Genomic DNA, 13444 nt, shown 5'->3' with positions numbered 1-13444 from the left:
CGCAGCCCCAAAGGGGCCGCGCCAGAATGCAATCGAATTGAAGCTGGAAGGGCTGCCTACGCGAGCGCCTCCACGGCGGCGCGGAGCTCGTCCACGCGGTCGCAGCGCTCCCAGGTGAACTCGGGCAGCTCGCGGCCGAAGTGGCCGTACGCGGCGGTCTTCTCGAAGATCGGGCGGCGCAGCCCCAGGTCGCGGATGATCGCGCCCGGACGCAGGTCAAAGACCCGCTCGACGGCCTTCTCGACGACCGCGTCGTCCACCGTGCCGGTCCCGAAGGTGTCCACCATGACCGAGAGCGGGTGGGAGACGCCGATCGCGTAGGCCAGCTGCACCTCGCAGCGGTGCGCGAGGCCCGCGGCCACCACGTTCTTGGCCACCCAGCGCGCGGCGTAGGCGGCGGAGCGGTCGACCTTGGTGCAGTCCTTGCCGGAGAAGGCGCCGCCGCCGTGGCGACCCATGCCGCCGTAGGTGTCGACGATGATCTTGCGGCCGGTGAGGCCGGTGTCGCCCATGGGGCCGCCCACCACGAAGCGCCCGGTGGGGTTCACATAGATCGTGGCGTTGTCCCATGCGATGCCCGCGGCGTCCAGCACCGGCGCGATCACGTGCTCCACCATGTCCTCGCGCACGGTGTCCATGCTCGCGATGGCGGCGTCGTGCTGCGTGGAGACCACCACGGCCGTGACCTCCACGGGCTTGTCGTCCTCGTAGCGCACCGTCACCTGGGTCTTGCCGTCCGGGCGCAGGTACGGCACCGTGCCGTCCTTGCGCACGGCGGACAGGCGCTCGGCCATGCGGGAGGCCAGGTAATGCGGCATGGGCATGTAGACGTCCGTCTCGTCCGTGGCGTAGCCGAACATCATGCCCTGGTCGCCCGCGCCCACGAGGTCGATCGGGTCGGTGGTGCGACCGGCCTGCGCGTCGAAGGACTCGTCCACGCCGGCCGCGATGTCCGGGCTCTGCTCGTGGATCATGTTGATGACGCCGCAGGTCTCGCAGTCAAAGCCGTACTTGGCGCGGTCGTAGCCGATGCGGCGGATCACGTCGCGCGCGATCGTCTGGACGTCGAGGTAGGCCTCGGTGCGCACCTCGCCGGCGACCACCACGGTGCCCGTCGTCACGAAGGTCTCGCACGCGCAGCGGACGTTGTCCACGTTGGCGGGGGTGCCGCTCGGGGCGACGTAGCCCTCGGCCTGGAGCTGGGCCTCCTTGGCGAGAAGGGCGTCGAGGATGGCGTCGGAGACCTGGTCGCAGATCTTGTCGGGGTGGCCCTCGGTGACGCTCTCGGAGGTGAAGAGGTAGCTGCGCGGTGCGATGGAACGAGAGGTGGTGGTCATGTGTGTCCTTTCTACGATCCCGGCGGCCGTTACCATTCCGCCGGCTGGCCCGTACATGATACCCGCGCGGCGCGGCGGCGGACCCGACTGCGCCGTCTCGCCACAATTCCGCGCGCCCGTCCCGGCCGGCGGCGCGGCGGCCGGCGGCGCGACGCCTGCTTTGCGATTGGTAACGCTTTTCGCCCGGATTTCGTTACCAATCGCAGTGTGGGCCGGGCCGCTTTGCGATTGGTAACGCTTTCGGGCCCGATTCCGTTACCGAACGCATTTCAGGTAGAGAGCAGCCTTGTGCCGCGACGGTGGATTCGCGGGCGAGAAGGACGGCGGGCCCGCGGCGGGCGCCGGCGACGGGAAGAAGCCCCCTCACGTGCAACCGCATGAGAGGGGATACCGTGCGCGTCTCGCTTGCCATACTCACCCGCGACCTCAAGCGCCTGCTCAGGAGCCCCGTGGCGCTTCTCGTCACGCTGGGCGTCTGCCTGATACCGTCGGCCTACGCCTGGCTCAACGTCCTCGCCAACTGGGACCCGTACGAGAACACCGCCACGGTGCCCGTCGCCGTGGCGGTCGAGGACACCGGGTCGGACGTGCCCGGGCTCGGCCCCGTCGACGCCGGCGCGCTGATCCGCGAGCGCCTGGAGCAGAACCACCAGCTGGGCTGGACCTTCGTCGACGAGGCGACGGCGCTCGAGGGCGTGCGCTCGGGGCGCTACTACGCCGCGTTCGTCATCCCGCGAGACTTCACCGAGACGCTCGCGGGCGCCGTCAGCGGGCACGCGCGGCCGGCGCGCGTCTCCTACTACGTGAACGAGAAGGCCAACGCCGTCGCGCCCAAGGTCACCGACACGGGTGCGACGACCCTCGAGGACCAGGTCTCCTCGGAGTTCGTGCGCGTCGCGGGCGAGGCGGTCGCCGGGCGGGTGCAGGCGGCCGTGGGCGGGGCGACGGACACCGCCGACGAGACGGCCGGCGACGCGCTTTCCATTCTGCGCGGCGCCGAGGGGGACCTCTCCGAGACGGCCGACGCGTTCGACGCCGCGCGCGGGGCCGTCGCGCAGGGGCGCGCCGCCGTGGAGCGCACGCGCGACGCCCTCGACGACGCGTCCGGCGGCGCCCGCTCCCTCGCACGGGACCTCGACGGTGCGCTCGGCACGCTCGGCGACACGCGCGCGAGGATACGCAGCTTCGCCCGTGACCTCTCGGCGGATTTGGGGACGGGCGCCTCGACCCTCTCCGCGCTCGCGTCGCAGGCGAGCCACGACGTGGGGCTCGTCGCCGGGGACGTGGGCTGGGCGCGGGGCAAGCTCGACGCCGCCGCTTCGGAGGTCGAGGCGGCCGGGGGCACGCTGCGCACCGTCGGCTCGGCGCTCGGGCGGGCCCGCGACGCGCTCGCGGCGCTGCCCCTGAGCGGTTCGCAGGCCGCGGCCCGCGACGCCGCCGTCGCCGCGCTCGACGAGCAGGTCCGCGCGCTCGACGAGCTCGCGGACTCCCAGGACGCCCAGGCGGCCGGGATGCGCGCCGTCTCCCAGGAGGTCGCGGTGGGCGCCGAGGGCATGGAGGGGTTCGCGGGGTCGGTGGCCGACGCCGCGCAGACGGGCGCCGACGCCCTCTCCGGGCTCCGGGCGGACCTCGCGCAGGACGTCTCCCCTGAGCTCGCGGCCGCGCTCGACGCGCTCGGGGACGCGGGCGGGCGACTCGCGGGCGGCGCCGACGCGCTGCCGGCCCTGATCGGCCAGGCCCAGGGGACGCTCGACCAGCTCGACGCCGTCCTCGAAAGTGCCTCCTCGACGCTCGAGGACGGCGCGGCCACGCTGCGGGACGCCTCCGCCGACGCCGGCGCCCTCGCCGACGACCTCGCCGCGCTGCGGGGCGCCGCGGACCCCGCGCTCGTCGCTGACGTCCTCGAGCTCGACCCCGCCGAGACCGGGGCGGCCCTCGCCTCCCCCGTCGACCTGGTCACCGAGGCCGTCTACCCGGTCGCCAACTACGGGTCGGGCGTGGCGCCCTTCTACACCAACCTCGCCTTGTGGGTCGGCGGGTTCGTCCTCGTGGCCGTCTACAAGCTCGAGGTCGACCGCGAAGGCCTGCCCGGCGGCGCGGCCCCCGTCACCGCGACCCAGGCGTTCTGGGGGCGCTGGCTGCTGCTCGCCCTTCTCGGCCAGATCCAGGCCGTGGTCTGCTGCGTCGGTGACCTTGCGCTCGGCGTGCAGAGCGTCTCCCCGGCGGCGTACGTGCTCGCGGGCATGGTCGCCTCGCTCGTCTACGTCCTCGTGATCTACGCCCTCGCGGCAACGCTCAAGCACGTGGGCAAGGCGCTCGCGGTGCTGCTCGTGGTCCTGCAGATACCCGGGGCCTCCGGGCTCTACCCCATCCAGATGCAGCCGGCCTTCTTCCAGGCCCTGGGCCCCTGGCTCCCCTTCACCTACGGCATCAACGCCATGCGCGAGGCCGTCGGCGGCTTCTACGACGGCAACTACGTCCGCGACCTGCTCGTCCTTCTCGCCTTCGCGCTGCCGGCGCTCGCACTGGCCACGCTCGCGCGGCCGCGGCTGCTCGACGTCGACGCCTTCTTCGACCGCGAGCTCGCCCGCACGGACCTGCTCGTCACCGAGCGCACGGGCGAGAGGGACGGGCGGCTCGGGGCGGTCCTGCGCGCGCTCGGCGAGTCTGCGGCGACGCGCGACGCCCTGCTCGAGCGCGAGCGGCGCTTCGAGCGGCTCTACCCTGCGCGGGTGCGGCGCGGCCTCGCGGCGCTCGTCGTGGCGCCAGCCTGCGCGCTCGCCCTCGGCGCCGCGCTGCCCGGGGCCCGCCTCGTCCTTCTCGCCGCGTGGGCGGCCTCGCTCGCCGTCACCTGCTGCTACCTGGTCGGTCTTGCCTACCTGCGGGAGCGCCTGCGCGAGCGGGGCGAGCTCGGTCGGATGGGGCGCCGCGAGCTCGTGGATGCGGCGCTGGGCGAGAAGGGCGGTGAGCGGTGATGCGCGCCTCCCTGGGCAGGGTCCTCGCGTTCGCGCGCCGCGACGCGCGGCGGCTGCGGACCGGGCTGGTCGCGGTCGTGGTGGTCGTGGGCATGGTGGCGGTCCCCTCGTTCTACGCCTGGTTCAACATCGCCGGCAGCTGGGACCCCTACGGCAGCACGGGCAACGTCCGCGTGGCCGTGGCGAGCGAGGACGCGGGCTACGCGGGAGAGCTTCTGCCCGTGAGCGTGAACCTCGGCGAGCGCGTGGTCTCCGAGCTGCGCGCCTCCGAGACGATCGACTACGTGGCGACCTCCCCCGAGGACGCCGTCGCGGGCGTGCGCTCCGGCGAGTACTACGCGGCCGTCGTGCTGCCCGAGGACTTCTCGCGCGGGCTCATGACGATGCTCTCCGGCGCGCCCGAGCGGCCGCGGGTGCGCTTCTACCAGAACGAGAAGGCCAACGCGATCGCCTCCATCGTGACCGGCAAGGCGGAGGACGCCGTGCGCGCCGACATCGACCGCGGCTTCGCGCGAGCCGTCACGACGGTGGGGGCGGGCGCGCTCGAGGAGCTGGGGCGGGCGCTCGACGGCGACGGCGCCCGGAGCGTGGCGGCGCGCCTCGACGCGGCGGTCGCGAGGTCGTCCGAGGCGCTGCGCGGCTCCGCGGGGGACGCGCGCGAGCTGTCCGGGCTCCTCTCCGCGACGGAGGGACTGGTCACGGGCGGCGCCGAGACGGCCTCCGCGGCGCTCTCGCCGGTCGAGGGCGCGGGCGACACCCTGCGCGAGACGGCGTCGGGCCTCGAGGGGGTCGGCACGGCGGCCGACGACGCGGCCGCGTCCGTGGGCGACGCGCTCTCCTCGGCCGAGGGGAGCCTGGACGAGGTGGGCGACGCGATCGACGGCGCCCTCGACGCCGCGGGCGCGCAGCAGGACCGCCTCCAGGGCGCCCTCGCCGACGCCCGCACGGCGCTCGACGACCAGGCCGCGTCCCTCGAGGGGCTGCAGGCCTCGCTCGATCAGGCGGACGGCCTTCTGGCCGACCTCCAGGGCAGCCTCGGCGCGGGCAGCGCGGGCGCCGAGCGCGTGGCCGCGATCCGCGCCGTCGTGTCGGGGCTCGCCGAGACGGCCGGCGACGTGGCCGCGGAGCTCCGAGACCTCTCCGACGGCGTCGGGCGCACGGCCGCGGACCTGGCGAGCGGCGCGAAGGACGCCGAGGCGGCGCGCGAGGAGCTCGCCGGGCTTCTCGCCGACGCGCGCTCGGCGATACGCGACGCGCGGGACGGCTACGACGAGGACGTGCGCGGGGCCCTCCAGGGCCTGGCCGACCGGGTGGGCGACGCGGCCGAGGGCGCCGACTCCCTCCGGGACGACCTCGCCGCCGCGCTCTCCGCGGCCGAGGGCGCCTCGTCGGGCGCCGGAGACGCGCTCGGGCGGGCGCGTGGTGCGCTCGACGACACGGCGGAGCGGCTCGACGCGGCGGCGGACGGCCTCGACGCGCTCCACGCGCACCTGCGCTCGGCGCTCGCCTCCGACGACCTCGAGCAGGTCAGGGCCGCCCTGGGCTCGGGGACCGGGGCGCTCGCCGACTTCGTCGCCTCCCCGGTGAGCGTGGAGCGCACCGCGGTCTACCCGGTCGAGAACAACGGCTCGGCCATGGCGCCGTTCTACACGACGCTCGCGACCTGGATCGGCGGCGTGGTGCTCGCCGCGCTCGTGCGCGCCACGCCGTCGGCGGCCGCGCTCGCCGAGACCGGCTGCTCGCACGCGGAGGCCTACCTCGGGCGCCTCGCGCTCTTCTGCGCGGTGGGCGTGGCGCAGGCCGCGCTCATCGCCGGCGGCGACCTCGCGTTTCTCGGCGTCCAGTGCGCGCACCCGGCGCTCTTCGCGCTGGCGTGCGTCGCGTCGTCGCTCGTCTACGTGAACCTGATCTTCTCGCTCACGGCGTCCTTCGGCGACGTGGGCAAGGCCGTGGCCGTGGTCCTCATGGTGGTCCAGGTGGCCGGCTCCGGCGGGACCTTCCCGCCGCAGATGCTGCCGCCGGCGTTCCAGGCGCTCTACCAGTGGCTGCCGTTCGTGCACAGCGAGGGCGCCCTGCGCGCGGCGATGTTCGGCCTCTACGGGCTCGACTACTGGCGCGAGCTCGCGGTCCTTCTCGCCTACCTGGTGCCGGCGCTCGTGCTGGGGCTCGTGGTGCGCCGGCCGGTCATCCGCCTCGGCGCGTGGTTCGAGCGGCGCCTCGAGGACACGCGCCTCATGTGAGCCGCGGGCCCTCGTCCTTCTCGCCCGCGCGGTATACTGATTGCGTATGTGACGAGAAGCACCATCGAGAGGAACGCCATGTCCGAGACCCCCGTTCGCGTGCGCTTTGCGCCCTCCCCCACCGGCAAGCTCCATGTGGGCGGCGCGCGCACCGCGATCTACAACTGGGCGTTTGCCCGCGCCAACCACGGCACCTTCATCCTGCGCATCGACGACACCGACCCGGAGCGCTCGACCGAGGAGAACACCCAGATCATCCTGCGCGCCATGCGCTGGCTGGGGCTCGACTGGGACGAGGGTCCCGAGGTGGGCGGCGACTTTGGCCCCTACTTCCAGACCGAGCGCGCCGAGATGTACCGCGCCGCCGCCCAGCGCCTGTGGGACGAGGGCAAGGCGTACCCGTGCTTCTGCACGCCCGAGCAGCTGGCGGCCGACCGCGCCGAGGCGCAGGCCCGCAAGGACCCGTTCCAGGGCTACCAGCGCCGCTGCCGCGACCTCTCCCGCGAGGAGGCACAGCGCCGCATCGACGCCGGCGAGCCCTACGTCCTGCGCATCAAGGTGCCCGAGGACCGCGGCGACGTCGTCGTGCGCGACGCCGTCCACGGCGAGGTGAGCTTTGCGGCGCGCGAGCTCGACGACTTTGTCATCCAGCGCACCGACGGCACGCCGACCTACAACTTTGCCACCGTCGTGGACGACGCCGCGATGGGCATCACCCACGTCATCCGCGGCGACGACCACCTCTCCAACACCCCGCGCCAGGTCATCGTCTACGAGGCCCTGGGCGCGCCGGTGCCCACCTTCGCGCACATCTCCATGATCCTGGGCGCGGACGGCAAGAAGCTCTCCAAGCGCCACGGCGCCACCAACGTGGAGGAGTACCGCGACGCGGGCTACCTCTCCGACGCCTTTGTCAACTACCTGGCGCTTCTCGGCTGGTCGCTCGACGGCGAGACCACGATCATCCCGCGCGACGTGCTGGCCTCGCAGTTCTCGCTCGAGCACGTCTCCAAGAACCCGGCGACCTTCGACCCCAAGAAGCTCGACTGGATCCAGGCCGAGTACATCCGCTCGATGAGCGACCAGGAGTTCGCGGACCAGATCATGCTGCCGGAGCTCGTCCGCGCCGGGGTCATCGGCGAGAGGGCCGAGTTCGACGAGGACTGGATGGGCGCGCTCGTCGCCATCGTGCGGCCGCGCACCAAGTTCCCGGCGGACGTGGTCACGGTGACGGCACCGGTCTTTGCCACCGCCGACACGCTCGTCTACGACGAGAAGAGCGTGGCCAAGGGCCTCGCCCGGGAGGGCATGGGCGCGGTGCTCGACGCCGCGCACGCGGCCCTCGACGCACTGGACGCCGAAGACTGGACGCCGGAGGCCATCGACGCCGCGCTCGAGGCGCTGCCCGAGCGGCTGGACGTGAAGAAGCGCCTCGTGTTCCAGGCGGTGCGCGTCGCCGTCTGCGGCAACCTGGTGAGCCCTCCCCTCGGTGAGACGATGGCGCTCGTGGGGCGCGCGGACTGCCTCCCGCGCATCGAGCGCGCCCGGCTGCTCGCCGGGTAGGCATGCGACCCGCCAAGGCCCGCGCCCTGGCGGGTCCTCGGTCCCGCGTTTCACCGTTTTAGGCAGATTTTGGCCGAGGGGCACAGTATCCCGGCCTCTCGAGCCAAGAAACCCGCAGCTCAGAGATTTGGTCGATAGCTCGATACTTCGCATGAGCTTCAAAAACTGCCTAAAACTGCAACTTTCGACATGCGACCGCAGCGCGGCCCGAACCACCGCCACCCTAAGGAGACCCATGGCGCCCACGCCACAGACCCTTGCCACGACCTCGGCGTTCGAGGTGCTCGGACCCGTCATGGTGGGCCCGTCCTCCTCGCACACCGCCGGCGCCCTGCGCTGCGCCCGCGTGGCAGCCTCGCTCGTGGCGAGCCCCGTCGCACGCGTGCGCTTCACGCTGTGGAACTCCTTCGCTCACACCCACCGGGGACACGGCACCGACCGGGCGCTCGTGGCGGGCATCCTCGGGCTGGACACCGACGACGAGCGCATCCGCGACGCGTTCGAGCTGGCACGCGTGACCGGCCTCGAGGTCGCCTTCGACGTGGCGCCCGACGACACCTCCGTCCACCCCAACACCGTCGACATCGACATGGAGTGCGAGGACGGCACGCGCTGCCAGGTCCGCGGCGAGAGCCTCGGCGGCGGGCGCGTCCGGATCAGCCGCGTCAACGGCGTGGGCGTGGACATCACCGGCGCCTACGCGACGCTCTTCGTGGCGCACCGGGACGCCCCGGGGCTTCTCGCCTCCCTCACGCGCCTGCTGGCGGACGCCGAGGTGAACATCGCCTTCTGTCGCACCTACCGCACCGAGCAGGGAGGCCGCGCGTACTCGGTCTTTGAGACGGACGGGGCGCCCGCCGGGGCGGTCCTGCCCCGGGTGCGCGCGCTGCGCGACGTGAGCTTTGCCACGTTCATCATGGTCCCCGGCTCCGCCTCGGCGACGGCGCCCGGCGTCACCGCCGAGGAGCTCTTCGACGACGGCAGGCAGCTGCTGGAGGCATGCGCCGAGCGCGGGCTCTCCGTCGGCGGCGTCATGGGGCTGCGCGAGCGGGGCCTCACGGGGGCGGAGCGCGCCGAGGCCGCCATGAGGCGCGTGATCGACGTCATGCGCGCGGAGACGAGCGCGCCGCTCTCCTGCCCCGCCTGCTCGCTCGGCGGCTTCATCGGCGGCGAGGCACAGCTGGTGAGCGCGGGCGCCGAGCGCTGGGCGGGCGCGCTCATGGGCACAGTTCAGACCGACGCCGTGGCCCGTGCGATGGCCGTGCTCGAGCGCTCCGCGGCGATGGGCGTGATCGTGGCGGCGCCGACGGCGGGCTCGGCCGGCGTAGTCCCCGGCTGCGTGCTCGCCGTGGCCGACGCGGTGGGCGCGGGCGAGAAGGACGTGGCGTCGGCGCTGTGGTGCGCGGCCGCCGTGGGCCTCAACATCCAGACGCACGCGTGCGTGGCCGGGGCCGAGGGCGGCTGCCAGGCCGAGGTGGGCTCGGCGGCGGCGATGGCTGCGGCGGCGCTCGTGGAGCTTCTCGGCGGCTCGCCCGAGCAGGCGCTGACGGCGGCGTCGCTGGCGATATCCAACCTGCTGGGACTCGTCTGCGACCCGGTGGGCGGCCTCGTGGAGGTCCCCTGCCAGGCGAGAAACGCGATCGGCGTGGCGGCGGCGTTCTCCGCGGCGCAGCTCTCGCTCTCCGGCGTGCGCTGGCTCGTGCCCTTCGACGAGGTCGTGGCCGCGATGGCCGAGGTCGGCCACGCCCTGCCCTCGCGCCTGCGCGAGACGGCGCGCGGCGGCCTTGCCGCCACGCCCGCGGCCCGCGCGGCCTGCGCCGGCTGCCGCGGCTGCGCGTAGCGGGCAGTGACGACTTTCTCGATTCCCCGCGCAGACAGTCGCTTTTACTGTTCGCAACCGAGAAATCATGCCAATATTGCGCCAAAACTGATAGCCTGCTTAAAGGCAGTAACGGAAAAGGGTCGGCACCCGAAGACGTCGATTCTGAACGCCGACAATCTCGTTGAGACCTCCATTTTGGATGCAATATCTGCGTCATAAGAAAGGAGGCATCGATGGAAATACACCTCCAGGAGATGAGGAAGCGTGCAGGCCTCAAACAGGCGGAGATTGCGAAAAGGCTTGATGTGAAAGTGCTAACCTATGGCCCTTGGGAGCGCGGCGGGGCGATGATGTCCCTCGAGCAGGCCTACAATTGCGCCGTCTTTCTCGACTGCTCAATAGACGAGATCGCGGGCATGCCGGTGCTCGGCCCCTCCGAGTTCCGCGACCCGCGCGATGCCGAGCTCCAGGACCGCCTCCTCGACACAGCCCGCGACTTCGCGGGCATGAGCCAGGATGTGGCCGAACGTGATCTTCCTACAGCGGAGGGGGCGAGGTAGCGTAGATGTCGCTTATCGACGAGTACATCGAGGAGGGGGAGCGCTTTCTCTCCGGCGAGGAGGAGGGCAGCGCCAAGGCCCTCGTAAAATTATTCTGCGGAGCGATAGCTGATGACGTCCCAACCTACAAGCACGGCCTCGCGCTCTATCGCGCCACAGTCAACGGAATGCCCGCGTACACCGACGGCGACGCGCGCAGAGACGTCGAGGTTCTGGTCGCGAAGATGCGGGCGCTGCGCGACAGGAGGGAGCACGAGCTTGAGGTGGCCAAGCTGAACGCTGCAGCGAGGGGAGCCACCGTCATCCTCAGCGACGTCGGGAACAGCAGGTCCGAGGCGTCCGCCGTCGTAAGCGTCACGATTTCCCAGGTGTCCGAGGCGGTCGACGCGGAACCCGGACTGACGGACGCGCAGAAGTCAGAGCTCCAGGAGCTCCTGGCCCAGGCAAAGGGGGCGGCGGCAAGGGGCGACAGAGGACTCTTCTCCCGCATCGGCTCCAAGCTCATGGAGGGCGTGGAGAAGGCCACCCCCGGCCTCATTGTCAAGGTGCTGGAGTTCCTTCTCGGCCTCGCGACGGGAGGCCTGTGATGGCAACTCTGGACAGGGGCTACTCGACGCTCCAAGCGCTACGAAAAAAGGCTGGATTCAGAAGTGCAACAGCGTTTGCCGAGAAGATCGGAATGAACGCCTACACATACACAAACTATGAGCAGGGAAAGGCGAACTTCACGCTCGAGAAAGCCTGGGAGTTCGCCGACCTTCTCGGCTGCTCCCTGGACGAGCTCGCCGGCCGCCAGTGGCCCCCCGAGGGCGCGTCGGCGCCCGCCGACCCCATGCGCGAGGAGCTCGTGAGGTGCTACGACGCCTCCACGGCCGAGAACCGCCACTCCCTCGTGGTCGCGGCGCGCAACGCCGCGCTGGCCTCGGGAGAGGCTGCCGAACGTGGAGCTGATACGGAGGCGGTGTAGGTAAGCGCGAAGACGCTCTTTCATCACCGGGAACAAAGGAAGGTGGATGCCATGTCAAACATCACACGCAGGTCTCTCGTCGCCGCGGTCGGCCTGGGAGCGCTCGGGCTGGTCGGATGCTCGGAACAGGACGGCCAGACGACGGGCGACCAGGGTAAGAATGAGCCCGGAGCCCCGTCCGTCGAGGTGACCGAGAGCGGCTTCTCCTCTCCACACATGGGGTTCGCGACTGCATGGGCAGTGGCCCGCAACACTAGCGACGCCTACGCAGTCGAGATGCCGCAGATCGAGATCACGGCCTTCGACTCCGACGACGCCGTCATTGGCTCCGACACACAGCCGCTCACGCTGCACACGAACCTCACGGCGGTGCCGGGTCAAACCTTCGCCGTCGCGTCCATCTTCGACGTCGGAGAGGGTTCGATAGCCCGCATAGAGGCGCGCGCAATTGCTCCCGAGGAGGGAGATTTCTTCGAGTGGGAGGGTGACGTCCCCACGTTCGAAGTCACGAGCACGTCGGAGACCTCCGACGAGGTCCTGGGCGTCTCTGCCTCTGGTATGGTCTCGAACGGGTTCTCGAACGCCGCGGACGTGCAGGTAGTCGCGATCCTGCGCGACGGCGACGGAAACGGCGTTGACGCCGCCTTTGGGTGGTCAGACGGCGTTGCGGCAGGCGGGTCCGGCTCTTTCGAGGTCCACTTCACCCAGGCGGCAGACTTCGCGACGGCCGACTACTACGCCCTGGCCGAGTATCAGGAATAGGGGAACAAGGGGGCATCGTCCTCGTGCTTCTCGCAACGGAAGGCCTGTGATGGAAGCTCTAGGCAAATCCCTAGACAAGGCGGTCGAATGCCACGACGCCTCCACGGCGGAGAACCGCCACTCCCTCGTCGTCGCCGCGCGCAACGCCGCGCTGGCCTCGGGAGAGGCTGCCGAACGTGGAGCTGATACGGAAGGAATGAGCGCGTGATGGGATTCCTCAGCTGGCTGTTCGGATCAAACAGAGGCAAGGGGAAGGGTCGCTCCCAGGCATGCACGACCGAGAGCCGTCCAATTCCCTCCCCTCGCCGACCCGTTCGCGAGGAGATTAATATCGATGGCAATTGCCAAACGAAGATATTCACTTACCTCGGAGTCGTCTTCAAGGGAATCAAGACGGGCGACGAGTTCTACGTCGACGTCGTAGACCATGATGTGGAGCTTCACAGCCGGTCGACCGGAACAACCATCGACACTGTCGAGTGGGGAACCACCGCCGTCTCGTACAACGGAAGGGTGTTCGGGTCGCTCGGAAGTGGCCTTGATTACCTCAAGGAGGTCGTCGCAGCAGGGTTCAGGCTCCGCCTCAAGGTCAAGAAGGTTGGAATGTATTCCGCCGGAATACCCGAGCTTGCTGCCATGACAATCGACACGAGAGCGCTGAGAGAGTGGTGGGACCAACAGTCGAAGACGTCTGCCCTCATCCCGATTAACGAGGCGAATCTCCTGGCGGCCGTTGACGAGAGGAGAGAGGCGAATAGACTTCGGACCATATCCGGAAGGGCTGGCATCGAGGTGACCGACGAGTCTCTCATGGCCACCCTATATCCCACGCGCGAAAGGTGGCTTGGCGGCGACTGGCCGAAAAGGAGCGCGTACTTCTCGCCCACCTTCGAGGTCCTTCCAACCAGAGAGGGATCCCAGGCGAAGCCGCACATTCTCATCCGGAACGGGAAAACAGGGCTCTATGAGGTTTCCGCAAGGAACGCGAAGGCATACCGGACAATCTCCGAGAACATTGATCGCCCGTGCAAGGGAAGAATCGCCTGCGACTACTACGACGAGGGTACTGATGGCGTCAGAATAATCCTCGTCTTTGAGAGCTCGGTCGGCGGAGCCGAAGGAACGGCGGAGCTCTTCCATCAGGCCTCGGGAGAGGCCGACGAAGGAGGCGGCCTAGGTGACGGAACGCCCGGTAGCCCAACATGAAGAAATTTTCTT

10 protein-coding genes are annotated in these 13444 nt (G+C 70.7%); 9 read left to right on the top strand and 1 reads right to left on the bottom strand.

Translation table 11 applies throughout. The features are described 5' to 3' along the window. Positions 1-56 precede the first annotated feature (56 nt). Positions 57-1337: a methionine adenosyltransferase gene (gene metK / locus INF26_RS03815; protein WP_226371822.1), complete on the bottom strand. Its 1281-nt coding sequence runs from the start codon at positions 1335-1337 to the stop codon at positions 57-59. A gap of 392 nt (positions 1338-1729) precedes the next feature. Here metK and INF26_RS03810 point away from each other — a divergent pair, with 392 nt between their 5' ends. The 9 genes from INF26_RS03810 (at position 1730) to INF26_RS03770 (ending at position 13432) form a co-directional block, all read left to right on the top strand. Beyond that, complete coding sequence (locus INF26_RS03810) at positions 1730-4312, top strand: YhgE/Pip family protein (RefSeq protein WP_193529376.1); 2583 nt, start codon at positions 1730-1732, stop codon at positions 4310-4312. Further along, complete coding sequence (locus INF26_RS03805) at positions 4312-6552, top strand: YhgE/Pip domain-containing protein (protein WP_193529375.1); 2241 nt, start codon at positions 4312-4314, stop codon at positions 6550-6552. Before INF26_RS03810 ends, INF26_RS03805 begins: the two co-directional genes overlap by 1 nt. A 78-nt stretch (positions 6553-6630) precedes the next feature. Further along, on the top strand, positions 6631-8115 hold the full coding sequence (gene gltX / locus INF26_RS03800) for a glutamate--tRNA ligase (RefSeq protein WP_193529374.1): 1485 nt from the start codon (positions 6631-6633) through the stop codon (positions 8113-8115). Between the two features lie 235 nt (positions 8116-8350). Beyond that, entirely contained in the window at positions 8351-9955 is a 1605-nt protein-coding gene (gene sdaAA, locus INF26_RS03795; RefSeq protein WP_193529373.1) for an L-serine ammonia-lyase, iron-sulfur-dependent, subunit alpha, read from the top strand. Between the two features lie 215 nt (positions 9956-10170). Next, complete coding sequence (locus INF26_RS03790) at positions 10171-10497, top strand: helix-turn-helix transcriptional regulator (RefSeq protein ID WP_087226589.1); 327 nt, start codon at positions 10171-10173, stop codon at positions 10495-10497. A 5-nt stretch (positions 10498-10502) separates the two neighbouring features. Continuing rightward, positions 10503-11084, top strand: a complete 582-nt coding sequence (locus tag INF26_RS03785) for a hypothetical protein (RefSeq protein ID WP_087226587.1) — start codon at positions 10503-10505, stop codon at positions 11082-11084. Beyond that, positions 11084-11464, top strand: coding sequence for a helix-turn-helix domain-containing protein (locus INF26_RS03780; RefSeq protein WP_087226584.1), 381 nt, complete (start codon positions 11084-11086; stop codon positions 11462-11464). Before INF26_RS03785 ends, INF26_RS03780 begins: the two co-directional genes overlap by 1 nt. A gap of 51 nt (positions 11465-11515) precedes the next feature. After that, positions 11516-12226 (top strand): hypothetical protein, encoded by a 711-nt coding sequence (locus INF26_RS03775; RefSeq protein WP_193529372.1) that lies wholly within the window; start codon positions 11516-11518, stop codon positions 12224-12226. A 204-nt stretch (positions 12227-12430) separates the two neighbouring features. After that, on the top strand, positions 12431-13432 hold the full coding sequence (locus INF26_RS03770) for a hypothetical protein (RefSeq protein ID WP_087226578.1): 1002 nt from the start codon (positions 12431-12433) through the stop codon (positions 13430-13432). Positions 13433-13444: the final 12 nt, after the last annotated feature.

It is taken from the genome of Thermophilibacter gallinarum (genome assembly GCF_014982725.1).
In the GTDB taxonomy this organism is placed as follows: Bacteria; Actinomycetota; Coriobacteriia; order Coriobacteriales; family Atopobiaceae; genus Thermophilibacter; species Thermophilibacter gallinarum.
This window is presented reverse-complemented; position numbering and strand designations above follow the sequence as displayed.

What these genes read in the sequence shown, in the direction of transcription:
- metK (WP_226371822.1), bottom strand. Translation starts at nt 1,337, where the DNA reads ATGACCACCACCTCTCGTTCCATCGCACCGCGCAGCTACCTCTTCACC.
- INF26_RS03805 (WP_193529375.1), top strand. Translation starts at nt 4,312, where the DNA reads ATGCGCGCCTCCCTGGGCAGGGTCCTCGCGTTCGCGCGCCGCGACGCG.
- gltX (WP_193529374.1), top strand. Translation starts at nt 6,631, where the DNA reads ATGTCCGAGACCCCCGTTCGCGTGCGCTTTGCGCCCTCCCCCACCGGC.
- sdaAA (WP_193529373.1), top strand. Translation starts at nt 8,351, where the DNA reads ATGGCGCCCACGCCACAGACCCTTGCCACGACCTCGGCGTTCGAGGTG.
- INF26_RS03790 (WP_087226589.1), top strand. Translation starts at nt 10,171, where the DNA reads ATGGAAATACACCTCCAGGAGATGAGGAAGCGTGCAGGCCTCAAACAG.
- INF26_RS03785 (WP_087226587.1), top strand. Translation starts at nt 10,503, where the DNA reads ATGTCGCTTATCGACGAGTACATCGAGGAGGGGGAGCGCTTTCTCTCC.
- INF26_RS03780 (WP_087226584.1), top strand. Translation starts at nt 11,084, where the DNA reads ATGGCAACTCTGGACAGGGGCTACTCGACGCTCCAAGCGCTACGAAAA.
- INF26_RS03775 (WP_193529372.1), top strand. Translation starts at nt 11,516, where the DNA reads ATGTCAAACATCACACGCAGGTCTCTCGTCGCCGCGGTCGGCCTGGGA.